The sequence below is a fragment of the Nocardia farcinica genome, assembly GCF_001182745.1.
Classification (GTDB): Bacteria; Actinomycetota; Actinomycetes; order Mycobacteriales; family Mycobacteriaceae; genus Nocardia; species Nocardia farcinica.
Genome location: NZ_LN868938.1, coordinates 557,906 through 584,076, shown reverse-complemented (window position 1 = coordinate 584,076; position 26,171 = coordinate 557,906). Strand labels below are relative to the sequence as shown.

Below are 26,171 nucleotides of genomic sequence, written 5' to 3'. Positions count from 1 at the left end.
CGTGTGGTTGCAGTATTAGAAGAGGCCGCCGCCCGCGTGGATGCGTTGGCCGGTGATCCAGCGGGCGTCGGGGGAGGTGAGGAAGGCGACGATGGCGGCGATGTCGTCGGGTTCGCCGATTCTGCGGAGGGGGGTTTGGGCGGCTACCTGGTCGAGGGCGGCGGGGTCTCGGGTCGTGACGAGGGCGTCGGTGCGGATCGCGCCGGGGAGGACGCTGTTGACGGTGATGCCGCGCGGGCCGAGTTCGGATGCGGCCGTCCGGACGAGCTGGTCGACGGCGGCCTTGCTGGCGGCGTACGCGCCCGAGCCGGGGCGGGCGGTGGCGACCGCGCCGCTGGAGATCACTACTATGCGGCCGCCGTCGCGCAGGCGGTTTGCGGCCTCGCGCAGGGCGTGGAAGGTGGCTCGGGTGTTGACCGCGAAGAGTTCGTCGAAGTCGGCGTCGGTGGTTTCGGCGATGGGTGCGAAGTGGGCCACGCCCGCGTTGACGACGAGGACGTCGAGGCCGCCGAAGGTTCGCTCGGTGGCCTCGAATAGTCCCCGCAGGTGCGGGGGATCGGCCACGTCGGCGGCAACGGCCAGCGCCCGGCCGCCCGCTCGCTCGATCTGGGTGACGACTTGCGATGCCGCCGCGGCGTTTCGGCGATAGTTGACCACCACGGCCGCGCCGTCAGCGGCGAGACGAGTGGCGATGGCGCGGCCGATACCCCGCGAGCCGCCGGTGACGAGGGCGACGGTCATGAGCACTCCCTGAAGTAGCGATGGCTAATAGTCGAGATGCTCGACTATTAGGTGGAGGATGTCAATGGTCGAGGAGCTAGACTGTCTTCGTGACTCCCGACGACCTGACCACCGCGGTGATGTCCCTGCATCGCGAAATCGCCGTGCTCTACGCCGAGGTCGCCCGCCAATACGAATTGACCAGTCAACAAACGCAATTGCTGTGCCTGCTCGGCAACGACCCGCCCTCATTCGGCACCATCGCCGCCCGCCTCGGCTGCGACAAGACCAATGTCACGGGCATGGTCGACCGCCTCTCCCGCCGCGGCCTGCTCGCCCGCGAACCCGACCCGACCGACCGCCGCGTCAGCCGCGTCGTCCTCACCCGCGAGGGCGACGCCCTCCGCCGGGAAATCCGCGACACCCTCGCCACCGCCATCGCCACCCGCCTCTCCACCCTCATAGCCACGGACCCCACCCGCTTCGCCCCGCTGGCCGCCCTTATCAACCCGTAACCGCTCCAGCCGCCCCCGTATCCGGATCCGCACCCCTCGACCAGCTTCATGAGTTTGTCGGCCATCTCGCAACCGTGTGGACGGCCGATTGGTCGCCGAGTGCGCGCAGCGGAGTCCAGCGAGTGGTGCTGCTCGATGTGCCGTGATCTCTGGGCCACCCATGCCGCCGATCTGCACCCAGTCCAGCCAACGTGCCGGGCTCGCCCGTACCGCTCCACCTCGCCGGCGCCGAAATCCGGCGCCTCTACGCCTTCCCCCCACCCTTGGCACAGCGTTCAACGCCGCCCTGGTCTCGCACGTCGATACCTGCCACTTAGGCATCGATCTGGACACCACCGTGGTCTCCGACCCCGACACCTTCGCCGCCGGCCTCGACGCCGGCTTGCACATGCTGTTGGCTGCACCCGCGACCGCCAGGGAGTGACCGCGCCGGCGACCGTCCTTCTGACGACACCAGACATCGTGTTGCCGCTAGTTTGCCTTCACCGCTCTCTTTTCACGCACCGTCGGGCAAATCCGCTTCACAACGCGTCGAGCCACCCACCGCGCCCAACTGTCCGGGTCAATCGAGTCGCCACATAGCCAGCGGTCCATGTGCACACTTGACTTGCGCTTTGGCCGGAAGTTGTGTGTCGTGGAGTCGTGACCAACACTTCCGGAGACGCGTATCCCCTGGCGGACACGATGACCACCTCCGTCGCGGTGCACGACGGGGCCACCGTGTTGACGGTGGCCGGCGAGGTGGACCTGGCGACCGCTCCCGCGCTGGAGAATGCGATCGAAGGGGTGCTCGGCGAGAAGCCGGCGGCCCTGATCATCGACCTCACGCGGGTCAGTTTCCTGGCTTCGGCCGGGATGGCGGCGCTGGTTGCCGCGCATCAGCGGGCCGGTGCGGCGACCACGATCGCGGTGGTCGCGGACGGGCCCGCCACCAGCAGACAGTTGAAGATGACCAGCTTGGACCAGGTGTTCGCGCTGTATTCGACCCTGGACGCGGCGCTGGCCGCGGTCGGCAAGGGCTGACCGCTCCCGAACCACGAACGGCGTCCCGGCGGAGAGCCGGGACGCCGTTCGTTCTGCGCTTGCCGGGGTCAGAGCAGTTCGCGCAGCTGCTCGATCAGTTTCACCCGTTCGGCGGCGGTGCCTGCCATCGGCACCACGTTCAGCACGGTGGCGCCCGCCTCGCGGAAGGCGGCGATGCGTTCCTTGACGAAACCGGCGGGGCCGACCAGGGAGATGTCGCGGACGAGCGCGTCGGGGACCACCTTGGCGGCCTCCTCCTTCTTGCCGGCCAGGTAGAGCTCCTGGATGCGGTCGGCTTCGGCGCCGTAGCCGTACTTGGTGGCCAGGGTGTGGTAGAAGTTCTTGCCCTTGGCGCCCATGCCGCCGATGTAGAGGGCCAGGTGCGGCTTGACGAACTCGAGCAGCGGGGTGACGTTCTCGCCGATGGCCAGCGCCGGGCCGGCGAACACCTCCAGCTCGCCCAGGGCGGGATCGCGCTTGGCGCGGCCCGCGGCCAGCGATTCGCCCCAGACCTCGGTGGCCTTCTCGGGCAGGAAGAAGATCGGCTGCCAGCCCTCGGCGATCTCGGCGGCCAGTTCGACGTTCTTGGGGCCGAGGGCGGCCAGCAGGACCGGGATGCGGTCGCGCACGGGGTGATTGATGAGCTTGAGCGGCTTGCCCAGGCCGGTGCCGCGCTCGGCGGGCAGCGGGATCTGGTAGTACTTGCCCTGGTATTCCAGGCGTTCGCGCCGCCACACCTTGCGGCAGATCTCCACCAGTTCGCGGGTGCGGCCGATGGGCGCGTCGTAGGGCACGCCGTGGAAGCCCTCGATGACCTGCGGGCCGGAGGCGCCGAGGCCGAGCAGGAAGCGGCCGTCGGAGACGAAGTCCAGGCCCGCGGCGGTCATGGCGGTGAGGCTGGGGGTGCGGGTGTAGAGCTGCAGGATGCCCGACGCCAGCTGCACCCGTTCGGTTCGGGCGGCCAGGTAGCCCAGCGCGCTGACCGCGTCGAAGGAGTACGCCTCGGGCACGAAGACGATGTCGAGTCCGGCTCTCTCCAGGTCGGCCACTTCGGCCGCGACCTCTTTGAAGCCGCCCGAGTAGTTGATGCCCAATCCGATCCGCATAGTGCTCAACATAACCCCGGCTATCGCGCGGGCGCGCACCGGCTCGCGGTGTCGGGCGCGGACGGCGAGCGGGCGCCGAGTAGCGTGAGGCCGTAGTCACTCGCCGAAGCAGGAAAGGCCACCCTCCGTGTCGCAGCCGACCACGTCGTCCCAGGCCACGTCGTCCCCGAGCGGGTCGTCCCAGGAAGCCGCGTCCTTCGGTGCGGCCACCCTCGCCGGGTACCTGTCGGAGCTGGCGGCGAAGGTGCCCGCCCCCGGTGGCGGCGCCGTCGCCGCGCTGCACGCCGCCCAGGGCGCGGCGCTGGTCGCGATGGTGGCCCGCTACACCACCCGGGCCAAGGACGCCGAGCACCGGCCGGTGATCGACCGGATCATCGAGGCCGCCGACGCGGCCCGCGCGCGCTCGCTGGCGCTGGCCGAGGCCGACGCCGCCGCCTTCACCGCCGTCGGCGACGCCTACAAGCTGCCCAAGGGCACCGACGCCGAGGCCCAGCACCGCCAGGAGGCCATCACCGCGGCGCTCATCGAGGCCGCACGCGTTCCGGCGGCCGTGGTGGACGAGGCCGACGAGGTGCTTTCGCTGGCCGCCGAGCTGCTGCCGATCGGCAATCCGAACGTGGTCACCGACATCGGCGCCGCCGCCGACGCCGCCCGGGCCGCCGCGACCAGCTCGCAGCTCAACATCGAGATCAACGTGGCCTCGCTGCCCGCCGCCGAGGGCGATCGGTTCGCGCCGACGCTGGCCAGGATCGAGGAGATCACCGCGCGTGCCGACGGCCTGCACGCCGACGTGCTGCACGCGGTCCGCTCGTCCTAGCGCTCCGGCGTCCTCGCGGACTCGCCGACACGCCCGTCCGCGTGATCGCCCGGCTAACCGCTGGCATGTGAGGTGACCAGCGGCGTCGGAGCGACCTCGAACCCCAGGTCACAGGTAGTCGCGGCGCGGTTGCCCGCGGCCATCTACCGTTGGGTGTCATGAGTGACGAGGTGCCGTCCTCGCCAGGGGGCGATCATGATCCGGCGCGGCAACTGCTCGAACGCCGCGAGCAAGCGTGGAGCAATTTCCGCGCGGCCAGGATCGCCCTCAACGATCTGCGCATCCGCACCAATATCGACGGCTGGCCGACCTGGGTGCACCGACTGCCCGGCGGCAAGCTCGAACGCGCCGAACGCAAGCTCGACCGGCTGCGCCGGGAGCTGTCGCGCCACGGTGTCGGCGCGGAGGACAGGCGCTGGGGAGTGCTGTCGGGCGGCGAGACCCCCGGCACCCAGGGCGTGGTCGGGCTGGAGGCGACCATCGCCCGGCTGGTCCCGCGCTACCGGCTCGTCGCGCCGCGCTGGACCGAGGGGCTCGCGGCGGTCGCGCGCGCCTGCCCGGCGGTGCGCGAGCAGGCCGCCGAGGGCGACCGTTCGGGCGTGCACCAGCTGACCCAGCACCTGTTGACGCTGATCCGCCTGGCGCCCGACGACCTCGCACGCCGCCCGCTGATCGACCACCTGCCCGGTTCGCTGCGACCGATCCCCGCCGACCCGGCCGGGCTGCGCCGGTCGGGGCCGGGCCCGGTCGAGGTGTCGTTCGAGATCCGCACCAGCACCATCGAACTCGACACGATCACGGTGGCCCCGGCGCTGCGCGGGATGGGTCTGGGCAGCGCGAACCTGCTGCATCTGTGCCGGGCCGCCGACGAGCACCGGATGACCATCGTCGGCAGGCTGGTGCCGATCTTCCACGACGAGACCGCGATTCCGGCGCTGGCCGCCTGGTGCCGCCGCTACGGGTTCACGGTGCAGGAGCGGGTCGGCGGTCGGATCACCCGGGCGCCGGAGACACCGAAAGCCGGTGTGACGGGACGCTTCTGACCCTCACGCCGCCGCGCGCGCCTGCCTGGCCACCCCGGCCCGGACGGCTCGCGCCGCCCGGCGCGCCCGCTTCTGCTGCGCGGTGATCAGCCGGATGACGGCCCGGTCGATGATCTGCTGTTGCTCGGTGAGATCGGTGACGCGGTCGGCCCGCCGCATCGCCGCCGCGATCGTCGCGCCCTCCTCGAACGCGGCCACCACCCGCGGGTCCACATAGGAGGACTTCGCGATGGCGGGGGTGTTGCCCAACGCGTTGGACACGTCCACCATCACCGCCCGGATCGCCTTGTTGCGTGCGCGCTGCGAGGTCGGCAGCGCGATGGCGCCGAACCCGACGGCGGCCAGCACCGTGCCCTGCCAGGTGCGCAGGTCCTTGGCGCTGCACTCCTCGCCGACCAGCTCCTTGAAGCGCGCGTTGATCTCCTCGGCGTGCAGTTCGCGGTAGGCCCCGTCGGGACAGCGGTAGGTGAGCAGACGCTCGGACTCGGCGCGGCTGCGTTTCAGCGCGCGCACCGCCCTGGCCAGGGCGGGATCCTCGATGCGGACCCGGCGGCGGATCCCGCTCTTGGCGATGTAGTCGAAGGTCATCTCCGCGCCCGACACCGTGACCTGCGCGCGGAGCAGGGTGGCCATGCCCCTGGTGCCGTTCTCCTGCGCGTACTCCTCGCCGCCCACCCGGAACACGCCGCGATCGATCAGCCCGAGCGCGACCGCCTCGACCCGGCGCCGCTCCAGGCCGGGCAGCTCCAGATCGGCGGCGATCCGCGCGCGGAACTCCGGTAGCCGGGCCGCCATCTCCAGCACCCGGTCGAACTTCACTTCGTCGCGTTCGCGGCGCCACTGCTCGTGGTAGAGGTACTGCTTGCGCCCGGCGGCGTCGACACCGACGGCCTGCAGGTGCCCGTTCGGGTAGGGGCAGATCCACACGTCCCGCCAGGCGGGCGGGATGACCAGTGCCTTGATCCGCGCGAGGGTCTCCTCGTCGGTGACGGTTTCGCCGTCGCTGGTGACGTAGGAGAAGCCGCGCCCGCGCCGCACCCGCAGGAAGCCGGGGCCGTCGGGTCTGCTGCGCCGCAATCGCATGGGGACTCCTTCCACATCGTGCGGGCGGGGTACCCACGAACACGCCGACTATGGGTATGGAGGAGGGGTGTTTCACAACGGCCGGGCACTGTTGATCATGCGCGCGTAGACTGGTCTACCCAGGCCCACACCAGCTCGAAAGGGGTGGCCGCCATGAGGAGCGTTCGTCGCCACCTGTTCCTCGCGATCGTGGTCATCGCGCTGGCAGTGTTCGGCTCCGGCGCGGCGGCCGCGACGCTCGTCGGCACCACGACCACCGGCACGATCGCCGCGATCACGCCGTCGGACGGCCGGATGGTGGGCATCGCCCATCCCGTGACCGTCGAATTCACCCAGCCCGTCACCGACCGCGCGCGGGTCGAGCGCGCCGTCCGGGTCGAGGCCGCCGCACCGCTGCCGGGCACCGTCGCCTGGACCGGTGACCGCACCCTCACCTGGACTCCGTCGGCCCCGTTGCCCGCCGACAGCACGATCACCGTGCGGGCGGGCGATGTCCGCACCGAATTCCGCACCAACGCAGGCGTTTACGCCGAGGCCGACCTGTCCGCGCACACCTTCACCGTCAGCATCGGCGGCCAAGTGGTGCGCACCATGCCCGCGTCGATGGGCAAGCCGGGCTTCGAGACCCCGACCGGGACCTTCCCCGTGCTGGAAAAGTTCCGCTCGATCGTCTTCGACTCGCGCACCATCGGCATCCCGTTGAGCTCGCCGGAGGGCTACCTGATCGACGGCGAGTACGCGGTCCGGCTCACCTGGGGCGGGGTGTTCGTGCACTCGGCGCCGTGGTCGGTCGACTCGCAGGGCTACGCCAACGTCAGTCACGGCTGCATCAACCTCTCCCCCGACGACGCCGCCTGGTACTACAACACGGTCGGCATCGGCGATCCGGTCTACATCCACTGGTGAGCGCGGTCCGCGCGTCGCTTTTCGCCCTTCCCCACTCCCCGGCGGTATCGTGCCCCGGGGAGTTGTTTCGAGGCAGGCGCGCGCCGATCGGATGAAGGGTGGGGACAGTGAATCGACCGGACTCGGGGATGCGGCCGCACACACCGGCGTCCTCCGGCGAACGGCCGCCGTTCGATCCGTTGTCCGACACCCCGCGACCGGTGCGGCCCCCGGCGTTCTTTCCGGAGGACGACGTCTTCGCGCGGATGATCGACCGCACCCCCAAGCGCAAGCCGATCGCGCGCTGGGCGCCGGTGCTGCTCGGCTCGCTGGCCGCGGTGGCGCTGGTCGCCGCCGCGGTCGTCTTCTTCCGCGGCGCCCCCGATCCGCAGCACACCGCGACCGACCAGCCGGCGCCCGCGCAGCCCGCGCCCGCGGACCGCTGCCCGGCCGAGCGGGTGGGTGAGCGGATCCAGGGCAACGGCGTCGGCGGCACCGATTCCGGGCCCGCGGCGATCTTCGCCTTCCAATACGCCTACTACGTGCAACGCTCGGCCGAGCTGGCCAGGGCGGTGGTCGCCCCCGACGCCGCGGTGCCGACCGTGGCCGAGATCCAGCGCGGCATCGATTCGGTGCCGGCCGACACCATCCACTGCGTGACGATCAGCCCCGGCGCAGGCGTCGACCAGTACCGCGTGGTGATCACCGAATACCGGCCGGGCCAGGCCCCGGTCAGCTACAACCCGCAGGTGGTGAGCGTGGCCACCAGCGCGGACCGCACCCTCATCACCGCGATCGCCGCCGACGGTTGAGCCGTCAGCCGCGGTGCCGCTCGGCGGCCTCGACGACGTGCCGCATGAGCAGCGCTGTCGTGACCGGCCCGACCCCGCCAGGTACCGGGCTCAGCCCGGCGGCCTTGCCGCGCACCGACTCCGCGTCCACGTCACCGACGATGCCGCCGTCCTCGGCCTCGTTGGTGCCGACATCGACGACCACCGCGCCCGCACGCACGTGATCGCCGGTCACCAGTCCGGCGCGGCCGACGGCGGCGACCACCACATCGGCCGTGGAGGTGATCGCGGCCAGGTCGGTGGTGCGGGAATGGCAGACGGTGACCGTCGCGTTCTCGGCCAGCAGCAGCTGCGCCAGCGGCTTGCCGACCACGTTCGAGCGGCCGACGACGGCGACATGGCGGCCCGACAGCGCGATCTCGTGATGCTTCAGCAACTCCACCACCGCCTGCGCGGTGGCGGGCACGAAGCCCGCCAGCCCGGCGGCGAGCAGGCCGAGCGAGAGCGGGCTCACACCGTCGACGTCCTTGTCGGCCGCGATCGCCGAGCTCACGTCGTCGAGCGCGACGCCCGCGGGCAGCGGGGTCTGCAACATGATGGCGTCGAAGTCGGGGTCGGCGCTGCGTTCGCGCAGTTCGGCGCGGATGCCGTCGGCGGTCGCGTCGGCGCCGAGATCGATACGCTCACAGGCGATTCCGAGCCGTTCGGCGGCCTTGCGCAGCGAGTTGACATACCAGGCGCTGGCCGGATCGTCGTTGGCCACGATCAGCGCCAGCCGCGCGGCGACGCCCCCCGCGGTGAGCGCTTCGGCGCGCTGCTTGGTGTCGGCGTTGAGGGCGGCGGCGAGTTCCTTGCCGGTCAGCGAAACGGTATCCACGTCGGGACAGCCTAATCCTCGCGTCCCGGCGCGCCGGTGCTGCGGGTGCACACGACCGCGGCGAGCAGCCGCAATTGCGCCGCAATCGGGGCGGCCGGTCGTATGGTGGGTGTGCTTCGCCCGCCGGCCCCGGCCGGTCGATCCAGCCGTGGACCCGTTCACTCGTGGAAAGGTGTCGACCGTAGTGAAGATCTCGAGGCAGTGGAAGTCCCTGGTCGCCGCCGGCTTCGCGGCCCTGACCCTGTCCGGCCTGGCGGGTGCGCCCGCCCAGGCCGCCCCCGAAACCGACGCCCTCTACAACTCCGCGCAGCGCCACTTCACCGACGGCAACGACGGGGCGGGACGCGCCGACCTGCGCGCGCTGCTCGCGATCGACCCGGCCGACGCGGAAGCACTCTCGCTGCAGGCCATCTGGTCGCACTACGCCGGCGACGTCCCCGCCACGGCCGACGCGCTGGCCCGGCTCCAGGTCGTCGACCCCGGCCTGGCCGGCGGCACACATCACGTGCTGCACGCGATCGGCGCCGCCGCGGGCACCCTGCCGAATCCGCTGCCCGCCCTGGTGGGTCCGCAGACCGGCATCGTGGTGCTCGGCTACGGCCTGCTGCCGGACGGCTCGCTCCGGCCCGAGCTGGTCAACCGGCTCACCGCCGCCTGGATCCAGGCGATCGCCTCCCCCTTCTCCCCCGTCGTCGTGACGGGCGGGAATCCGCAGAACGGCATCACCGAGGCCGAGGCGATGCGCAACTGGCTGGTCGGACGCGGCCTGCCCGCCGCCCGCATCCACGTCGAGAACCGCGCCGGGTCGACCGTGCAGAACGCGCTGTTCAGCACCCGGCTGCTGCGTGACATCGGCGCGAGCAGCGCCGTCGTGGTCACCTCGCCGAACCACATCCGCCGTGCGGTCGCCGATTTCATCGTGGCGGGCATTCCCGTGGTGGGTGCGATGACCTCGCTGGAACAGCTGGTCTCGCAGCTCCCGCCGCCGCCCCGGCACGCCCAGCGCGGCATCTACCTCGACGCCACCCGCACCTTCCAGCTCGCCACCTCGCGCTGAGTCGGCCGGCCGGACCCGGGGCTCCGTCCGGCCGACTGCCGAAGGCGCCGATCACCCGCCGGGATGCAGCCCGGGGTAGTTCGGGCGCGGGCCCGCCGCGGGCCCGGTCCACGGGGCCGTTCCCTCGGTTCTCGGCGCGTCGACCACGCGGCGCTGCCGGTCGGCGACCGCCCCGGCATCCACCTCGCGCCGGGCGAAGGCGATGTCGCGGACGCTGCGCACCGACAACCGGCCCAGCGACGTCGCGGCGAAGAACAGGATCAGCGCGCCGAGGCCGGAGAAGTAGGTGAGGTGCAGCAGCGCCCGTTTCCCGTCGGACGCGGCCACCGGGTCACCGGCCGAGCCGATCCCCAGCGGCTCCGCCAGGACCGGCCCGATCACGAACCACACGCCCGCCGCGACCGCCAGCCACGCGCCGAAGCTCGCCACCAGCCGGTTGCGGCTGGCCAACATGAGCAATCCGCCGATGATCGCGGCGACACCGGGCAGTACCTCGAGCCAGCCGCGCGCCGCCGTCCACGTCCACGGCTCGTCGGGGGTGAACGCGAAATCGAAGGACGGCCCGATGAACGGGATCAGCGCGCCCCAGACGCCCAGCAGCAGTACCGCGAGGCCGCCGAGAGCTCCCCGGCTCCGGGGAATGCGCAGCGGACGGCCACGGTCGGCAGGAACTGTGTCGTCGACGTCTCTCATGACGCCTCCATTCGTCGAAGTGGGTGCTCATCAGGCCGCCTACCCCGTATGCACCGCACTACGCCTGCGCGACGAGCACCATCGCGATCTCCCCCACCCGCGACCCGGATCGACCCCGGCACGCCCGGCCCGCACAGCTCGCCGCGTTCGGCGGTCGCGCATATCCGGTGGCGCGCACGGTGCGGTCGACCCCAGGATGAACGGATGCGACATGTGGACGCCGAGGTGGTGGCGCGCCTGCGGGCGGCGGGCTGTGTCTTCGCCGAGGAGGAGGCGGCCCTGCTCACCGACGCCGCCGCCGAGACCGGCACACCGCTGGCGGAGCTGGTGCGGCAGCGGGTGTCGGGCACGCCGCTGGAGTACGTGGTGGGGTGGGCGGAGTTCCGTGGCTTGCGGGTGGCCGTGCGACCGGGCGTCTTCGTGCCGCGCCGCCGGACCGCGTTCCTCGTCGACACCGCCCTCGCGGTCGCGCGGGAGCGGCCGGGGACGCTGTGCGTGGTGGACCTCTGCTGCGGCTGCGGCGCGCTCGGACTGGCGTTCGCGACGGAGATGCGCGCCCACGGCCGCACCGTGGAACTCACGGCCGCCGACGTCGATCCGACCGCGGTGCACTGTGCGCGCGGCAACCTCGCCGGTCACGGCACGGTGCACGAAGGCGACCTGTTCGACGCGCTGCCCACCGACCTGCGCGGCCGCATCGACATCCTGCTCGCCAACGTCCCCTACGTCCCGACCGCGGGCATCGCCGGCATGCCGCCGGAGGCGCGCGACCACGAGCCGCGCGCCGCCCTCGACGGGGGCGCCGACGGGCTCGACGTCTTCCGCCGCGTCGCCGCGGCCGCGCCCGACTGGCTGGCTCCGGGGGGCACCGTGTTCTTCGAGAGCAGCCGCGAACAGGCAACCGCGGCAGGCGAGTTCCTGCGTGCCCGCGGGTTGCGCGCAGCGCGCGCCGAGTCCGACGAGCGCTACGCCACCGTCGTCACCGGGACGCGCTGAGCGTTACTTCTTGCGCCCGGTGAACTGATCCATCGAGTGATAGACGCCGACCGTGTCCAGGAACAGGTCGCGCAGCTTCACCGGCAGCAGGCCGGACAGCGCCTTGTTCAGGCGCGAGGTCCACGGCAGCACCACCAGCGGCGTGCCCTTCTTCATCTCCTGCCAGGAGGTGTCGACCACCGCGTCCTGCTTGAGGATCGGGGTGAACCAGAATCCCTTGGCGCCGTCGAACATCCCGGTGTCGATGTAGGTCGGGCAGACCGTGGTGACCTTCACGTGGTCGTGGCCCGCCTGCTCGAGTTCCAGGCGCACCGAGTCCGACCAGCCCAGCGCCGCCCACTTCGAGGCCGCGTAGACGCTCATGCGCGGATTCGACACCAGACCCGCCGAGGACGCGATGGTGAGCACCCGGGCCTGCCCGGTGCCGCGCACCATCGCGGGCAGGAACTCGAGCGTGACGTACATCGGGGCGAGCGAGTTGATCGCCATCGTCTTCTCGATGTCGGCGACGTTCTCGGTCTCCCAGAAGTAGGTGTTGCCGCGCACGATGCCCGCGTTGTTCACCAGCACGTCGATGTCGCCGACGGTTTCGCGGGTGGTGGCCGCCGCCGCCACGATCGCCTCCCGGTCGGACACGTCGACCACCTGGGTGTGGATCTGCGTGCCGCGCCCGGTCATGCCCTCGGCGGTCTCCTTCAGGGCCGGCTCGTTGATGTCCCACAGCACCACCGCGGCCGCGCCCTCGCGGACCGCGCGCTCGGCGAACAACTTGCCCAGGCCCATGGCGGCGCCGGTGACGAGCACCTTCTTGCCCGCAACCGTCTCCAGTTTCATACGGCGTCCTCTCACTTCTGGCGCAGCTTCTTCATGACGCCCAGGTAGAGCGTCATCGTCTTGGCCCACAACTGCTCGGACATGCCGGGCAGCGGCGCGATCGGCAGCACCCGCTGCACCGCGATGGTCTGGGTGTCGACGTACTTCAGCAGCCCCTCCGGGCCGTGCCTGCGGCCGTTGCCGGAGATACCGAGCCCGCCCGACGGCGCGTCGGCGCTGCCCCAGGCGGCGATGAAGCCCTCGTTGACGTTCACCGACCCGGCGCGGATGCGGGCGGCGACGCGGCGGCCGCGCTCGGCATCCCTGGTCCACACGCTGGCATTGAGTCCGTAGGGGGTGTCGTTGGCGGCCTCGACCGCGGCGTGCTCGTCGGCGACCCGGTAGATCGAGACGACCGGTCCGAAGGTCTCCTCCCGGTAGACCGTCATCTCCTCGGTCACGTCGGTGAGCACCGTCGGTTCGTAGAAGTAGGGGCCCAGATCCGGGCGGGCGCGCCCACCGGCCAGCACGGTCGCGCCCTTGGCGACCGCGTCGTCGACGTGGGCCCGCACGGTGTCGAGCTGGCGCTGGAAGGTCAACGACCCCATGTCGGCACTGTAGTCGAGGGCACCGCCGAGCCGGATCGACCGGACGTGGCCGACGAACTCCTCGACGAACCGGTCGTGCACCGCCTCGTGCACGTAGATCCGCTCGATCGACTCGCACAGCTGCCCCGCCGAGGCGAAGCACGCCCGCACCGCGATCTTGGCCGCGCGCGTCACGTCGGCGTCGTCGAGCACCAGCAGCGGATTCTTGCCGCCGAGTTCGAGCGAGTAGCCGATCAGCCGCTCCCCCGCCTGCTGGGCGATGGTGCGTCCGGTCGCACTGGAACCGGTGTAGTCGACGTAGTCGGCGCGCGCGATCACCTCGCCGCCGATCACCGACCCCCGGCCGAGCACCGCCTGCCACAGCCCCTTCGGCAGTCCGGCCCGCTCGGCGGCGTCGATCGCCCACAGCGCGGTGAGCGCGGTCTGATTGTCCGGGCGGGCGATCACGGCGTTGCCAGCGACCAGGGCGGGCAGCGCGTCGGAGGCGGCCAGTGCCAGCGGGTAGTTCCACGGCGAGATCACCGCGACCACACCCTTCGGCCGGTGCAGCACGTCGACCTGGGTGAGCACCGGCATGACACCGCGCGGCTTGCGGGGCGCCAGCAGCCGCTCGGCGACCGAGGCGTAGTACCGCGCGTTCACCGCCACGTCGGCGACCTCGTCGAACGCGTGTGCCCGCGACTTGCCGGTCTCGGTCTGCACGATGTCGAGGATGGTGTCCTGCTCGGCGAGCACGATGTCGTGCAGGCGGCGCAGCACCGCGACCCGCTCGCGCACCGGTCGCCGGGCCCACTCGCGCTGGGCCGCCCGCGCGGTGGCGAAGGCCCGCTCGATGTCGGCGGTGGCGGACTGGGGCAGATCGGCGATCTTGCGCCCGGTGGCGGGCGCGAACATCTCGACCGTGCCCGCGCCGCCCGCGACGGCGCGGTCCAGCAACGGCTTCACCAGGTCGGCGGGCAGCGCGGAGTCGAGGGCAGGCAGGGGGGCGGTCGGCATCGGCGGCCCTCTCGTGGGTTCTCGGGAGACGGAGGCGTCAGGTTTAACTGAACAGTGGTGTTAGATTAATAGCTGGAAGGCGCTGCCTGTCAAGCTCTCCGTGGCGGCGCACCGCTGCCACCGCCGTCGTCTCGTGAGGAATCACCATGTCCGAGGTCACCTCCGCGAGGCGCGGCCGCCCGCGCCAGACCAGGGAGCAGGCCGAGGAAGTACGCGCCAGGATCGTCGCCGCGACCGCGGCCGTCTTCACCCGCAACGGGTCGCGCGGCCTGAGCGTCGCCCAGATCATCGAGCAGGCCGGCCTGGCCCGGCCCACCTTCTACCGCTACTTCGGCAACGCCGAGGAACCGCTGCACGTGCTGCTCACCCGCTCCAACGAGGGCCTGGTCGGCGGCATCCGGGACGCGCTCACCGGCTCCGACGAACCCGTGCAGCTGGGCATCCGCCTCATCGACGCCTTCGTCGGCTGGGCCCGTGGCCACGGCCCGATGCTGCGGCCGCTGTTCGCCGAACTCCACGACCCGGCCTCCCCGGTGTCGGCATACCGGGAGCGGGCGCTGGAGGACATCCGCACGACGGTGCGGGAGAAGTTCGTCGAACTGGGACGGCCGGTCCCCACCCCTCTGGACCTCGACGCCGCCCTGCACCTGTGCGAATACGTGGTCTACCGCTTGTCGGCGGCCACCGCGCCGGGCGAGGAACCGGACCCGGACGTCCTCGCCCCCGCGCGACTGACCATGATCCGAGTCCTGTTGACCACCTTGGGAACTCGCGCGGACCTGGAATACGCGCTGGAACTGCCGTGGATCTTCCCCCGCGAGTGAGCACCGCGGCGACGCGCACGATCAGGCCCGGACCGATCGTGCCGGACAAACGAAAAGGCTCCGCACCGTTCCGGTGCGGAGCCAACACGTCACGCTCGATCAGATGGCGCGGACATCCTGAGCCTGCGGGCCCTTCTGGCCCTGCCCGATCTCGAACTCCACGCGCTGCCCCTCATCGAGGGTCTTGAAACCCGTGCCACCGATGGCCGAGTAATGCACGAAGACGTCAGGACCGCCTCCGTCTTGGGCGATGAAGCCGAAGCCCTTCTCGCCGTTGAACCACTTCACGCTGCCTTGAGCCATGCTGATTTCGATCTTTTCTGTAGGCGAGCCGGGAAAACACTGCGAAAACCCGGTCTCCCCGACCACTCTTCCACATGGGAGCGATGGACGGGCGAGAGTGTGACCTATCGCTCCCGGACGGAGCGATAGGCGCACCGCTCCCGCATCCTTCGCTCGCGGTCTCACGTCGAGCCACGCCGGACCGGCAGCGGCGTGGTGCCCGACACATCCTCCCCACTGCTCGACCTGCGAAGCCCCATTTCCGGCACGGGCAAACCGGGGCTTCCAATATGTCATCGAGTGACATTATAGTCTCCATCACACAACCCGAACACGACGAAGGAGTGGTGATCATGACCGAGCGCTCGATGGATCAGGTGGACAACTCGGCGGCGGTGGACGAAACCCTCATCGAGGAGGTCTCTATCGACGGCATGTGCGGTGTCTACTGACACCTTCGACCCAGCTCGTGCCTACGCCCTCGCGCCGACGGTCTCGATCCGGCCGGAACCGTTCGGCGCGCTGGTGTACGACTTCGTCACGCGGCGACTGTCGTTCCTGAAGACCCCCGAGCTGGTCACCGTCGTCCGAGAACTGGCCGGCCAACCGACCGCTGTCGCGGCGCTGGCGGCGGCCGGGGTTCCGGCCGAGCAGCACCCCGGCTATCTGCGCGCCCTCGCGAGCCTCTGCCAGGCGGGCACGATCCGCCCCCGGGAGACCGACGGCGACGGACAGGAGTAGCAATGAAATTGGTGGAGCACTTCAAGTACGGTCTGGACGCCCCGATCTGCCTGACGTGGGAGCTGACCTACGCGTGCAATCTCGCGTGCTCGCATTGCCTGTCGTCCTCGGGACGACGCGACCCCCGCGAACTCACGACCGAGGAAGCCAAGGCGGTCATCGACGAGCTGCAGCGGATGCAGGTCTTCTACGTCAACATCGGCGGCGGTGAGCCGACGGTCCGGTCGGACTTCTGGGAGCTGCTCGACTACGCCGTGGACCATCAGGTCGGCGTCAAGTTCTCCACCAACGGCGTGCGGCTGACCCCGGCCCGCGCCGAACAGCTGGCCGCCACCGACTACGTGGACGTGCAGATCTCCATCGACGGCGCCACCGCCGAGGTCAACGACGCGGTCCGCGGGCCGGGCTCGTTCGACACCGCGATGCGGGCGATGGAGAACCTGGCGAACGCCGGGTTCGAGAATTTCAAGATCTCGGTGGTGATGACCCGCCACAACGTCGGCCAGCTCGACGAGTTCAAGGCCATCGCCGACCGCTTCGGCGCCCAGCTGCGCATCACCCGGCTGCGGCCCTCCGGCCGCGGCGCCGACGTCTGGGACGAGCTGCATCCGACCACCGAGCAGCAGCTCGAGCTCTACCACTGGCTCGTCGCCCACGGCGAGGGGGTGCTGACCGGTGACTCGTTCTTCCACCTCAACGCCCTGGGCTCCACTCCCCTGCCCGGATTGAACCTGTGCGGGGCCGGCCGGGTGGTGTGCCTGATCGACCCGGTCGGCGACGTCTACGCCTGCCCCTTCGCCATCCACGACGAATTCCTGGCAGGCAACGTCCGCGACCCCGGCGGCTTCGAGTCGGTGTGGAACACCTCCGAGCTGTTCGAGCGGTTGCGGCAACCGCAGACCGGCGGCGCGTGCACCGCCTGCCCCGCCTACGACTCCTGCCAGGGCGGCTGCATGGCGGCGAAGTTCTTCACCGGCCTGCCGCTGGACGGCCCCGACCCCGAATGCGTCTACGGCAACGCCGAACCCGCGCTGGCCGGCGTCGGTGCGTCGCGGCCCACCCCGGACAAGGACCACTCGCGCACCGGACGGGCCCGCAAGTCGGTCACCCTCGGGCTCCCCTCCCTGGGCCCGGTCCGCACCAGCGTCCCCGACCGCGCCTGCGACACCGACCCGCTGGCGGGGCTGCGGCGCTAGGCCGCGCCGGTGCGGCGGCGAGCGGCCGCCGCACCGGGCGCTCTCGCGGAAGCGGCCCGGCATGCGATAGAACTGGCTGATGAGTGAAACGCGTGCGTTCGCACGGAAAGCCTGGAGTCTGCTCGAGCCCGTCCACGCGGTGACCTACTTCTCCCCCGAAGCGGTGACGGCCTTGAAGGAGGCCGGATACCGCAGGCCGTGGATGGGGTACTTCGCGGGACGGTCGGCCCCGCTGGGTGCGGTGAGCGCCGAAGTGGTGCACGCGTTGTTCTACAACTTCTCCTTCGAGCGGGTCGCCAAGGAGGTGCCCGGCGCCTGGCAGATCGCCGGACCCGAGGTGGCGCTGGCGGCGCGTGAGCAGGGCTCGGTCGCGGCACTGCGCCGTCATCTCGGCGAGGCGGCCACCAGCGAACAGGTCGAGCGCGCGGCCGAATTGGCCGCGCGGGCGGCCGCGTCGGCGCCGCTGGAGGGCCGCACGCTGTTCGCGGCCAACCGGGCGCTACCCGAGCCCACCGACCCGCTCGCCAAGCTCTGGCACGCCGCCACCCTGTTGCGCGAGCACCGGGGTGACGGCCACATCGCGCTGCTCATCGCCGCGGGCATCGGTGGCCGCGAATCGCATGTGCTGCAAACGGTGGCCAACGGGACACCGCGCGAGGTGTACACGATGCTGCGCGAGTTCGACGACGCGGAGTGGGCAGCCTGTCTGGCATCGTTGACCGCCAAGGGCTTGGTCGCCGACAACGCGCTCACGGCCGAGGGCGAGCGGGTGAAGGCCGAGATCGAGGACCGCACCGACGATCTCGCCGCCGAAGCCTTCGCGGTCCTCTCGGAGTCCGAACGCGACGAGTTGCTCACCGCGCTCCGGCCGGTGACCCGGGCCGTGGTCGACTCCGGGGAGATCCCGTCGATCACCCCGATCGGCGTCGACCTGCGGGAGACCGCGAACCAGGGCTGAGACCACGACACGGTCGGCGGAAGACGTCGGCGTGCTCGACCGCCCACTGCCCGAACGTGCGTCGCCTCTGGCGGTCATCGGGTGCGAGCGACATGGTGCACGCTGACGTTGCCCATGCCGGTGCGCGCGATCACCTGCACGGCATCCTTGCCCGCCGGCTCGACCGGGTTCAGCCGGTTCCGCACGTCGCCGGTGTGCGCGGTGGTGTCCATGACCACAGCGCTGCGCGGGTCGACGCCCACGGTCAGGTCGCCCATGCCGGTCTCGAGCCGCAGGACACCGCGAACGGCCTCGCCGACGCGGATCGCCCCCATCGAGGTCTTGGCGGTGACCGCGTCGCGTGGCCGCTCCACGGTGATGTCGCCGGAGGAGATCTCCAGCTCGCAGCGGCCGGATTCGCCCGCGACCGTCAGATCGCCCACCGCGGCGGTCGCTTTCACCTGGGAGCCGGTGGGCACCTCGACCGTCAGCTCGATCGAGGGGTTGCCGCCGAAGGGCGTATAGGTGCGCCAGGTCTTCGGCGTCCGCACGGTGAGTGTGCCCGCGGTGAAATCGACGACGGTGCGTTCGACCGCTCGGATGTCGGCGGTCTCGGCCGCATCGGACGGGCGGACGTGGACCACGGTATCGGCGCGTTCGGTAGCCCTCACCGTGACATGCGCGGACAGCACGTCGACGACGACGGAGATCGGCTCGGGGGTCGCGAAAGTGAACATGATCGGTACTCCTCTGGTGGATCGGGGATCAGGGAGAACTGTCACCTGCTCGGCTGATACGGGCCTGACACCGGTCTGACACCACACCCGACACCGTGTCGGCCCAGGTCAGCGGGTCCGTCACCGTCGGGCGAACGATGCCGGACCCGGCACGGCAGAATGGATCGGTGCAGATCGGGTTACTTGGGCCGCTGGAGATCCGGACAGCGGACGGCGGTTCGATCGAGATCCCGGGCGCCCGGTTGCGTGCCCTGGTGATCGCGCTCGCGTTGGCGGCGGGGCGTCCTGTTCCCAAAACCACCCTGGTGGACTGGATCTGGGGCGAGCAGCCGCCTGCCGACGCGGTCAACGCCCTGCAAGCGCTGGTTTCCCGGTTGCGGCGACTGCTGCCCACCGGGCTGATCGACGGACAGGCCGGCGGCTACCGGCTCGCGGTCGATGCCGAGTCGGTCGACGCGGTGCGTTTCGAGCGGTTGGTCGACCAGGCCCGCGGCGCCGACGACGGCGAGCGGGCCGAGCTGCTGCGGGCGGCGCTCGAACTGTGGCGCGGCGCGCCGATGCAGGACGTCGAGGTGCGCGACAGTCAGGCCGTGGAGGCGGTGGTCACGCGGCTGGAGGGGCTGCGGATGGCGACCCTGGAGGAACACTACGACGCCGAGATCCGGCTCGGCCGCGGCGCCGAGATGGCCGATGAGCTGGCCGACCTGGTCGCCCGGAACCCGATGCGTGAGCGGCTGGTCGCCGCGTTGATGCGGGCACTCGGCGCCGCGGGCCGCGGCGCGGAGGCGTTACAGGTGTATCAGCGGGCCAGGGAATCGCTCGCCGACCTGCTGGGCGTGGACCCCTCGCCGGAACTGTCGGCCCTGCACGTCGCGCTGTTGCGTGGCGAGGGCGGCGCACAGCCCACCGGCCGCAGCACCAATCTGCGCGCCGAATTGACTCGCTACGTCGGTAAACACGCCGACATCGCGGCCGTGCGCGACCTGGTGGCCGAGCACCGGCTCACCACGATCACCGGTCCCGGCGGTTCCGGCAAGACCCGGCTGGCCGTGGAGACCGCGCGCACGCTGCTCGACGATCTGCCGGACGGGCCGTGGCTGGTGGAACTGGCCCCGCTCGGGCAGAACAGCGACCCGGCGCAGACGGTGCTGGCCGCGCTCGGCCTCCGCGACGCGCTGCTCGGTGGCGCGCCGGCCGTCGAACCGATGGACCGGCTCGTCGCCGCCCTGCGCGACCGGGAAACGCTACTGATCCTGGACAACTGCGAGCACGTCATCGAGGCCGCGGCCGCCTTCGCACATCGGTTGCTCGGGGAATGTCGCCGGTTGCGGATCGTGGCGACGAGCCGGGAACCGCTCGGCATCACCGGCGAGGCGCTGTGGCAGGTGGCGCCGCTGGCCCTACCCGAAGACGACGCCGATCCGGCAACCATCGAGGCCGCGCCCGCGGTGCAGTTGCTGCGCGATCGGGCGAGTGCGGTGCGACCCGATCTCGACTCCGATGCCGCCGCCCTGGCCACGATGGCGCGGGTGTGCCGCGCGCTCGACGGGATTCCGCTGGCGATCGAACTGGCCGCCGCCCGGCTACGCACCATGACCCTCGACCAGCTCGCCGATCGCCTCGACGACCGTTTCCGCCTGCTCACCGGCGGCAGCCGCACCGCCCTCCGGCACCACCGCACGCTGCGGGCGGTGGTCGACTGGAGTTGGGAACTGCTCAGCGACACCGAACGGAACGTGCTGCGCCGACTGGCGGTGTTCACCGGCGACGTCAGCCTGGACGCGGCCGAACACGTCTGCGCCGGTGCCGGATTCGCCGACGCCGTCGAGCGCTGGGAGGTGCTCGACCTGCTCACCTCGCTCGCCGAGAAGTCGCTGCTGGTCGTGGCCGGCGACACCGGACCCCGCTATCGGATGCTCGACACGATCAAGCAATACGCGCGCGACCGGCTCGCCGAGTCGGACGAGGTGGAATCCGCGCGCCGCGCGCATCTGGCCTATTTCACCGGGCTCGCCGACACCGCGGAACCCCATCTGCGCCGCGCCGACCAGCTGACCTGGCTCGTGCGGCTGGAGGCCGAGTACGACAACATCGTCGGCGCGATGCGGGGCGCGCTCGCGGCGGGCGACGCGGCAGGCGCCACCCGGCTCGCCGCGGCGGCGGGCTGGTACTGGTGGCTGAGCGGGCACAAGGCCGAGGGCCTGGAGCTGCTCACCGCCGCGGCCGAACTGCCCGGCGAGGTGGACGACGAGACCCGCGCGATCGTGTGCGGGCTCGTGGCGCACTTCCTGCTGTCCGGCCCGAACGACGGTGGCCAGGCGATGGCGTGGATTCAGCGAGCCCACCGGTTGACCACGGAAAGCAGCGTCCGTTACCCGTTACTGGCGTTCACCGGCGCCCTGGAACGCCTGCGGCAGGGCCCCGACGAGATGCTGTCGGCCTTCGAACCGCTGCTGGCCGAGGACGACCCGTGGGTACGAGCGCTGGCCCGGCTGCAACTGGGCAAGATGCGGATCGCGCTGGGCAGAGCGGGCCAGGAGGCGGACGCCTACCTCGAAACGGCGCTCGCCGAATTCCGCACGATCGGCGAGCGGTGGGGCATGTCGTTCGCACTCACCGAGCTGGCCAACCGCATCGCCACCCGCGGCGAATTCGGCAAGGCCAGTGAACATCTCGATCATGCGGTCCGGGTCGTCACCGAGATCGGCGCGCTCGAGGACATCTTCTTGATCCGCGCCAGGCAAGCCCAGCTGTACTGGTTGACCGGCGATGCGGAGGCGAGCGCCACCGCGCTGGCCGACGCGCAGCGGTTCGCCGACCGGTCCGCGTGGCCGAACGCCCTCGGTGTCTTCGCCCTCACCCGGGCCGAACTCGCCCGCTGGCGCGGCGACACCGAGGAGGCGGAGCGGCAGATCAAGGCCGCGGAGTCGCTGCTGAACGAGGCGGCGGATCAGGAATTCGCCGCCGCGCAGATTCACGATCTGCGCGGCTACCTGGCGACCGAGCCGGACGAGGCCCGCGCCCACCGCGCTGCGGCGTTGCGGATCGTCACCGTCGCGACCTACGCGCCGCTCACCACCGCCGTGCTCGTCGGGATCGCCGACCAGGCACTGCGCGAACAGGACGACGAGCAGGCGGTGCGGTTGCTCGCGGCGGCCGCCGCACTGGCCGGCCTGCCCGACCGCTCGATACCGGACTGGGTCCGCATCGAGCAGACGGCGCGACGCCGCCTCGGTGAGCAGCGCTTCACCGAGGCGACGCAGGAGGGTGCGCGGGCCGACTGGCCGGAGCTGGCTGCCGCTACGCTCGCTTCGTGAACGTGGCGCGCGACCACAGGTAGCCGACCAGGGCGAATGCCGCGCACCAGGCCAGCGCGGTCGCCGTGTCACCGCTGGATGGCGTGCCGGCCAGAAAACCGCGGATCGACTCGATGATCGGCGTGAAGGGCTGGTACTCGGCGAACTGCCGCACACCCTGGCCCATCTTGTCGGCGGGCACGATCGCACTGCTCAGGAACGGCAGCATGATCAGCGGAACCACGGTCATGCCCGCGGCCTCCGGCGTCGTGGCCGCCATGCCCAGCGCCACCGTCAGCCAGGACGCCGCGAACGAGGTCGCCACCACGATGCCGAGCGCGCCGAGCCAGTCGAGCGCCGACGCCCCGGGCCGGAAGCCGAGCAGGAACGCCACCACGACCACGGCTGCCACGGCCACCGCGTTGGTGAGCATGGTGGCCACGACATGGCCGGTGAGCACCGCGCCCCGGGACACGTGCATCACTTTGAAGCGGTTGATGATCCCCTTGGTCATGTCGGAGCTGACCGCGACCGCGGTGCCCGAGAGCCCGTAGCTGATCGCCAGCAGGATCAGGCCCGGTGTCGCGTAGTCGATGTAATCGCCGCCAACGTCGAAGGCGTTGCCGAAGACGTAGACGAAGATCACCAGCATCAGCACCGGCATGAACGCGGCGTTGAAGACAGTGACCGGTGAGCGGGTGATGTGGGTGAAGTTGCGGCGCAGCATGATCGAAGAGTCGGTCAACGATGCGGTGACGGTGCTCATGATGCGGTGGCCTCCGTGGTCGCGCGACCGGTCAGGGCGAGGAAGACGTCGTCGAGGTCGGGGGTGTGGACGGTGAGATCCTCGGCGTCGAGGGAGTGTTCGGCGAGCCGGTCCAGCAGGGCACGCAGAGATTTCGTGCCGCCGTCGCCCGGGACTCGCAGGACGAGGGCTTCGTCGTCGCGGGTCGCCTCGGGCAGCGCCCGCGCGGCGGCGTCGAGGGTGGCGGCGTCGGCGAAACGGAGCCGGATGTGGCTGCCGGGCACGCGGCGTTTGAGTTCGTCGGCGGTGCCCTCGGCGACCAGGTGGCCCTGGTCGAGCACTGCGATCCGGTCGGCCAGATGATCGGCCTCCTCGAGGTACTGGGTGGTGAGGAAGATCGTCACCCCGTCGGCCGTCAGGTCCCGCACGATGTCCCACAGCATGCGGCGGCTGCGCGGGTCCAGGCCCGTGGTCGGCTCGTCGAGAAAGACGATCTGCGGGCGGGTCACCAACGTCATCGCCAGATCCAGTTTGCGGCGCATGCCGCCGGAGTAGGTCGCCACTCGCTTGTCGGCCGATTCGGCGAGCTCGAACCGCTCCAGCAACTCGTCGATCACGCGGGTGCGGTCCGCGCCCCGCAGCCGATGCAGGTCTGCCATCAGCCGCAGGTTCTCCCGGCCGGTCAACAGGTCGTCCACCGCCGCGAACTGGCCGGTGACCCCGATCGCGGAGCGCACCGCGTCGGCGTCGGTGGCGATGTCGTGCCCTGCTACCCGCGCGGTGCCCGCGTCGGGGGTCAGCAGGGTGGTGAGCACGTTCACCGCCGTCGTCTTGCCCGCCCCGTTCGGGCCGAGCAGCGCGAAGACGGTGCCCGTCTCGATGTTCAAATCGATGCCGTCGAGGACGATCTTGTCCCCGTAGGCTTTCCGCAGCCCGGAGGCCGCGATCGCTGTGGTGTCCATGCAGCAAGGGTCACCGGCCGGACTGATACGGCCCTGATACGGCCCTGACACACCCACTGACACGAGATCTAGAACCTGTTCTAATCTGAGAGGGACTGCGCGAACCGGGACCGGTGGGTCCCTCGACGGGAGTGAGTGATCGTGCCTGTAGCCCTGACCGCGGATCAGGCGGCGTTGGCGGAGAGCGTCGGCGGATTCGCCGCGCGCCACGCCACCCGCGAGTACACCCGCAGGAACACCGAGCAGCTGAAGCGGGGCGAGCGGCCCGCGTTCTGGCCGGAGCTGGTGGCCACCGGGCTGACCGGGGTGCATCTGCCCGAGGAGGTCGGCGGGCAGGGCGGTGCGGTCGCCGACATCGCCGTGGTGGTCGCCGAGGCGGGCCGCGCGTTGCTGCCGGGACCGCTGCTGCCGAGCGTGGTGGCCAGCGCGATCGTCGCCACCGCCGCGACCGGGGCGGGCGCGGAGAAGGCGTTGCGGCACTTCGCCGAAGGCGGCACCGGGGCGGTGCTCCTGCCCGAGCACGGCGTCACGGTGTCCGGCGGGGAGGCGCGGCTGTCCGGGCGCAGCGGCCTGGTGCTCGGCGCGCCCGGGGCCGAGCTGTTCGTGGTGGCGGCAGGCTCGCGGTGGTTCCTGGTCGAGCGGTCGGCACCGGGGGTGGGCGTGGAGATCGAAGACGGCGCCGATCTCGGCCGCGATCTCGGCCGGGTCGCCTTCCAGGACGTGACGCCCGCCGCCGAACTCGACGGCATCGACGGCGACCGCGCCGCCGACATCGCGGTGGCCTTCCTGGCGGTGGAGGCGGCCGGTGTCATCCGCTGGTGTTCCGACACGGCAACCGAGTACGTGCAGGCGCGCAAGCAGTTCGGCCGACCGATCGGCGCGTTCCAGGCGGTCCAGCACCGCACCGCCCAGCTGCTGATCACCAGCGAACTCGCCACCGCGGCGGCCTGGGACGCCGTGCGCGGGCTCGACGACGAACCCGATCAGCGCGCGCACGCCGTCGCGGGCGCGGCACTGATCACGCTCGGCAACGCCGTGCACGCCGCCGTCGAATGCCTCGCCCTGCACGGCGCGATCGGCTTCACCTGGGAGCACGACCTGCACCTGTACTGGCGGCGCGCGATCACGCTGGCCGGTCTGGCCGGGCCGGGCGAACGGTGGGAGCGGCGGCTGGGCGAGGTCGCCCTGCGCGGGCCACGCACCTTCACCGTTCCACTGCCGGAGACCGATACCACCTTCCGGCAATGGGTTTCGGGGATCCTCGACACCGCGGCCGAACTGACCAACCCGCACCCGAGCACGATCGGCGACCACGACTCGGTCAACACGGGTCCGCGCCGCACGCTGCTGGCCGACCACGGCCTGGTCAGCCCGCCCATGCCCAGGCCGTACGGCATCGAAGCCGGTCCGCTCGAACAGCTGATCCTGCAGGACGAGTACGACCGGCACGGCATCGCCCAGCCCTCGATGGGCATCGGTCAGTGGGTGGTGCCGATCGTGTTGCAGCGCGGCACGCCCGCGCAGCTGGAACGCCTGGCCGGTCCGGCGCTGCGCGGCGAGGAGATCTGGTGCCAGCTGTTCAGCGAGCCGGAGGCCGGGTCGGACGTGGCCTCACTGAGCCTGCGCGCCACCAAGGTCGACGGCGGCTGGCAGCTGAACGGCCAGAAGATCTGGACCACGCTGGCGCACCGCTCCGACTGGGGCCTGCTGCTCGCTCGCACCGACCCGGAGGCCGAACGGCATCGCGGGCTGACCATGTTCCTGGTCGACATGCACGCCCCCGGTGTCGACGTCCGGCCGATCACCCAGTCCAGCGGTGACGCCGAATTCAACGAGGTCTTCTTCGACGGCGCGTTCGTTCCCGACGACATGGTGCTCGGCGAACCCGGCCAGGGCTGGGCGCTGACCCTCGAAACCCTCGCCCAGGAGCGGTTGTTCATCGGCGGCGTACGCGACCCCGGCCACAACCAGCGCATCAGGGAGATCATCGAGCGCGAGGAGTACGCGGGCAGCCGGGACGAGGCGCTGCGGACGCTCGGCCGGATCAGCGCCCGCGGCGCCGCCATCTCGGCGATGAACCTGCGCGAGACGATCCGCCGCCTCGACGGCCAAGGCGTCGGACCGGGCACCAGCATCGCCAAGGCGGCCGCCGCCATGCTGCACACCGACGCCGCCGCGGCCGCACTGGAGCTCATCGGGCCCGCCGCCGCGCTCAGCGAAGCCCGCTCGGAGGTCGTGCACCACGAACTCGACATCCCCACCTGGGTCATCGGCGGCGGCACCCTGGAAATCCAGCTCAACACGATCGCCACCCTGGTGATGGGGCTGCCGCGCAAGTAGGCGCCGGTGATCGCGCCGGCGGCCGGTGCCCCCGTCGAGGACCGGCACGTCGACCACGCCGGGATGCCCTCCTGCGACGAGCCGGCCG

At 71.3% G+C, this 26,171-nt stretch carries 26 protein-coding genes; 15 read left to right on the top strand and 11 right to left on the bottom strand.

The genetic code is table 11. The features are described from left to right. Nucleotides 1–15: 15 nt before the first annotated feature. On the bottom strand, nt 16–741 hold the full coding sequence (locus tag AMO33_RS03010) for a glucose 1-dehydrogenase (protein WP_060590340.1): 726 nt from the start codon (nt 739–741) through the stop codon (nt 16–18). A gap of 89 nt (nt 742–830) precedes the next feature. Here AMO33_RS03010 and AMO33_RS03005 point away from each other — a divergent pair, with 89 nt between their 5' ends. Together AMO33_RS03005 and AMO33_RS03000 are read left to right on the top strand one after the other, a co-directional pair. After that, a complete protein-coding gene (locus AMO33_RS03005; RefSeq protein ID WP_197657723.1) occupies nt 831–1,235 on the top strand; it encodes a MarR family winged helix-turn-helix transcriptional regulator in 405 nt (134 codons plus the stop codon). A gap of 684 nt (nt 1,236–1,919) precedes the next feature. After that, complete coding sequence (locus AMO33_RS03000; RefSeq protein ID WP_011209956.1) at nt 1,920–2,258, top strand: STAS domain-containing protein; 339 nt, start codon at nt 1,920–1,922, stop codon at nt 2,256–2,258. 68 nt (nt 2,259–2,326) lie between these two features. Here the strand turns inward: AMO33_RS03000 and AMO33_RS02995 are convergent, their stop codons facing one another. Then, nucleotides 2,327–3,364 (bottom strand): LLM class F420-dependent oxidoreductase, encoded by a 1,038-nt coding sequence (locus tag AMO33_RS02995; protein ID WP_060590338.1) that lies wholly within the window; start codon nt 3,362–3,364, stop codon nt 2,327–2,329. 127 nt (nt 3,365–3,491) lie between these two features. On the opposite strand from AMO33_RS02995, the gene AMO33_RS02990 reads away from it, so the two are divergent. Together AMO33_RS02990 and AMO33_RS02985 are read left to right on the top strand one after the other, a co-directional pair. Continuing rightward, complete coding sequence (locus AMO33_RS02990) at nt 3,492–4,181, top strand: cyclodeaminase/cyclohydrolase family protein (protein WP_011209958.1); 690 nt, start codon at nt 3,492–3,494, stop codon at nt 4,179–4,181. Nucleotides 4,182–4,339: 158 nt separating this feature from the next. Continuing rightward, the gene (locus tag AMO33_RS02985) at nt 4,340–5,224 is read left to right on the top strand and encodes a hypothetical protein (protein ID WP_011209959.1); all 885 of its coding nucleotides are present in this window, start codon (nt 4,340–4,342) and stop codon (nt 5,222–5,224) included. Between the two features lie 3 nt (nt 5,225–5,227). Here AMO33_RS02985 and AMO33_RS02980 read toward each other — a convergent pair whose 3' ends face one another. Further along, nucleotides 5,228–6,307, bottom strand: coding sequence for a DNA topoisomerase IB (locus AMO33_RS02980; protein ID WP_060590336.1), 1,080 nt, complete (start codon nt 6,305–6,307; stop codon nt 5,228–5,230). Nucleotides 6,308–6,460: 153 nt separating this feature from the next. On the opposite strand from AMO33_RS02980, the gene AMO33_RS02975 reads away from it, so the two are divergent. Further along, on the top strand, nt 6,461–7,213 hold the full coding sequence (locus AMO33_RS02975) for a L,D-transpeptidase (protein ID WP_041561114.1): 753 nt from the start codon (nt 6,461–6,463) through the stop codon (nt 7,211–7,213). Nucleotides 7,214–7,320: 107 nt separating this feature from the next. Further along, nucleotides 7,321–8,004, top strand: coding sequence for a hypothetical protein (locus tag AMO33_RS02970; RefSeq protein WP_139337575.1), 684 nt, complete (start codon nt 7,321–7,323; stop codon nt 8,002–8,004). Between the two features lie 4 nt (nt 8,005–8,008). Here AMO33_RS02970 and AMO33_RS02965 read toward each other — a convergent pair whose 3' ends face one another. Next, on the bottom strand, nt 8,009–8,860 hold the full coding sequence (locus AMO33_RS02965) for a bifunctional 5,10-methylenetetrahydrofolate dehydrogenase/5,10-methenyltetrahydrofolate cyclohydrolase (RefSeq protein ID WP_060590331.1): 852 nt from the start codon (nt 8,858–8,860) through the stop codon (nt 8,009–8,011). A 184-nt stretch (nt 8,861–9,044) separates the two neighbouring features. Between AMO33_RS02965 and AMO33_RS02960 the strand changes: the two genes are divergently transcribed. Continuing rightward, nucleotides 9,045–9,917, top strand: a complete 873-nt coding sequence (locus tag AMO33_RS02960; protein WP_082668564.1) for an ElyC/SanA/YdcF family protein — start codon at nt 9,045–9,047, stop codon at nt 9,915–9,917. Between the two features lie 51 nt (nt 9,918–9,968). Here the strand turns inward: AMO33_RS02960 and AMO33_RS02955 are convergent, their stop codons facing one another. Continuing rightward, nucleotides 9,969–10,610, bottom strand: a complete 642-nt coding sequence (locus tag AMO33_RS02955; RefSeq protein WP_060590329.1) for a hypothetical protein — start codon at nt 10,608–10,610, stop codon at nt 9,969–9,971. Nucleotides 10,611–10,814: 204 nt separating this feature from the next. Between AMO33_RS02955 and AMO33_RS02950 the strand changes: the two genes are divergently transcribed. Then, nucleotides 10,815–11,606, top strand: a complete 792-nt coding sequence (locus tag AMO33_RS02950) for a putative protein N(5)-glutamine methyltransferase (RefSeq protein ID WP_060590327.1) — start codon at nt 10,815–10,817, stop codon at nt 11,604–11,606. Nucleotides 11,607–11,609: 3 nt separating this feature from the next. On the opposite strand, the gene AMO33_RS02945 is transcribed toward AMO33_RS02950, so the two are convergent. Together AMO33_RS02945 and AMO33_RS02940 are read right to left on the bottom strand one after the other, a co-directional pair. After that, nucleotides 11,610–12,440 (bottom strand): SDR family oxidoreductase, encoded by an 831-nt coding sequence (locus AMO33_RS02945; RefSeq protein WP_060590325.1) that lies wholly within the window; start codon nt 12,438–12,440, stop codon nt 11,610–11,612. An 11-nt stretch (nt 12,441–12,451) separates the two neighbouring features. Then, nucleotides 12,452–14,023, bottom strand: coding sequence for a succinic semialdehyde dehydrogenase (locus AMO33_RS02940; protein ID WP_060590323.1), 1,572 nt, complete (start codon nt 14,021–14,023; stop codon nt 12,452–12,454). Nucleotides 14,024–14,169: 146 nt separating this feature from the next. Here AMO33_RS02940 and AMO33_RS02935 point away from each other — a divergent pair, with 146 nt between their 5' ends. Next, complete coding sequence (locus tag AMO33_RS02935) at nt 14,170–14,847, top strand: TetR/AcrR family transcriptional regulator (RefSeq protein WP_060590321.1); 678 nt, start codon at nt 14,170–14,172, stop codon at nt 14,845–14,847. Nucleotides 14,848–14,946: 99 nt separating this feature from the next. Here the strand turns inward: AMO33_RS02935 and AMO33_RS02930 are convergent, their stop codons facing one another. Further along, on the bottom strand, nt 14,947–15,150 hold the full coding sequence (locus AMO33_RS02930; RefSeq protein WP_060590319.1) for a cold-shock protein: 204 nt from the start codon (nt 15,148–15,150) through the stop codon (nt 14,947–14,949). A 347-nt stretch (nt 15,151–15,497) separates the two neighbouring features. Between AMO33_RS02930 and mftA the strand changes: the two genes are divergently transcribed. The 4 genes from mftA to AMO33_RS02915 all read left to right on the top strand — a co-directional run bounded on the left by mftA (nt 15,498) and on the right by AMO33_RS02915 (nt 18,024). Further along, nucleotides 15,498–15,581 (top strand): mycofactocin precursor MftA, encoded by an 84-nt coding sequence (mftA, locus tag AMO33_RS30905; RefSeq protein ID WP_371392058.1) that lies wholly within the window; start codon nt 15,498–15,500, stop codon nt 15,579–15,581. Further along, the gene (gene mftB / locus AMO33_RS02925) at nt 15,571–15,870 is read left to right on the top strand and encodes a mycofactocin biosynthesis chaperone MftB (RefSeq protein WP_011209975.1); all 300 of its coding nucleotides are present in this window, start codon (nt 15,571–15,573) and stop codon (nt 15,868–15,870) included. Before mftA ends, mftB begins: the two co-directional genes overlap by 11 nt. 2 nt (nt 15,871–15,872) lie before the next feature. Next, nucleotides 15,873–17,066: a mycofactocin radical SAM maturase gene (gene mftC / locus AMO33_RS02920; protein WP_060590317.1), complete on the top strand. Its 1,194-nt coding sequence runs from the start codon at nt 15,873–15,875 to the stop codon at nt 17,064–17,066. Nucleotides 17,067–17,145: 79 nt separating this feature from the next. Next, nucleotides 17,146–18,024, top strand: a complete 879-nt coding sequence (locus AMO33_RS02915; RefSeq protein WP_060590316.1) for an SCO6745 family protein — start codon at nt 17,146–17,148, stop codon at nt 18,022–18,024. A gap of 74 nt (nt 18,025–18,098) precedes the next feature. Here AMO33_RS02915 and AMO33_RS02910 read toward each other — a convergent pair whose 3' ends face one another. Next, the gene (locus AMO33_RS02910) at nt 18,099–18,740 is read right to left on the bottom strand and encodes a DUF4097 family beta strand repeat-containing protein (RefSeq protein ID WP_060590314.1); all 642 of its coding nucleotides are present in this window, start codon (nt 18,738–18,740) and stop codon (nt 18,099–18,101) included. A 167-nt stretch (nt 18,741–18,907) separates the two neighbouring features. Here AMO33_RS02910 and AMO33_RS02905 point away from each other — a divergent pair, with 167 nt between their 5' ends. After that, nucleotides 18,908–22,057: a BTAD domain-containing putative transcriptional regulator gene (locus AMO33_RS02905; protein WP_060590312.1), complete on the top strand. Its 3,150-nt coding sequence runs from the start codon at nt 18,908–18,910 to the stop codon at nt 22,055–22,057. Here AMO33_RS02905 and AMO33_RS02900 read toward each other — a convergent pair. Together AMO33_RS02900 and AMO33_RS02895 are read right to left on the bottom strand one after the other, a co-directional pair. Next, a complete protein-coding gene (locus AMO33_RS02900) occupies nt 22,041–22,802 on the bottom strand; it encodes an ABC transporter permease (protein WP_060590309.1) in 762 nt (253 codons plus the stop codon). The genes AMO33_RS02905 and AMO33_RS02900 overlap by 17 nt on opposite strands. Beyond that, nucleotides 22,799–23,743, bottom strand: a complete 945-nt coding sequence (locus AMO33_RS02895) for an ATP-binding cassette domain-containing protein (protein ID WP_060590307.1) — start codon at nt 23,741–23,743, stop codon at nt 22,799–22,801. The genes AMO33_RS02900 and AMO33_RS02895 overlap by 4 nt, the downstream gene beginning before the upstream one ends. 141 nt (nt 23,744–23,884) lie before the next feature. Here AMO33_RS02895 and AMO33_RS02890 point away from each other — a divergent pair, with 141 nt between their 5' ends. Then, the gene (locus tag AMO33_RS02890) at nt 23,885–26,083 is read left to right on the top strand and encodes an acyl-CoA dehydrogenase (protein WP_076573865.1); all 2,199 of its coding nucleotides are present in this window, start codon (nt 23,885–23,887) and stop codon (nt 26,081–26,083) included. Nucleotides 26,084–26,171: the final 88 nt, after the last annotated feature.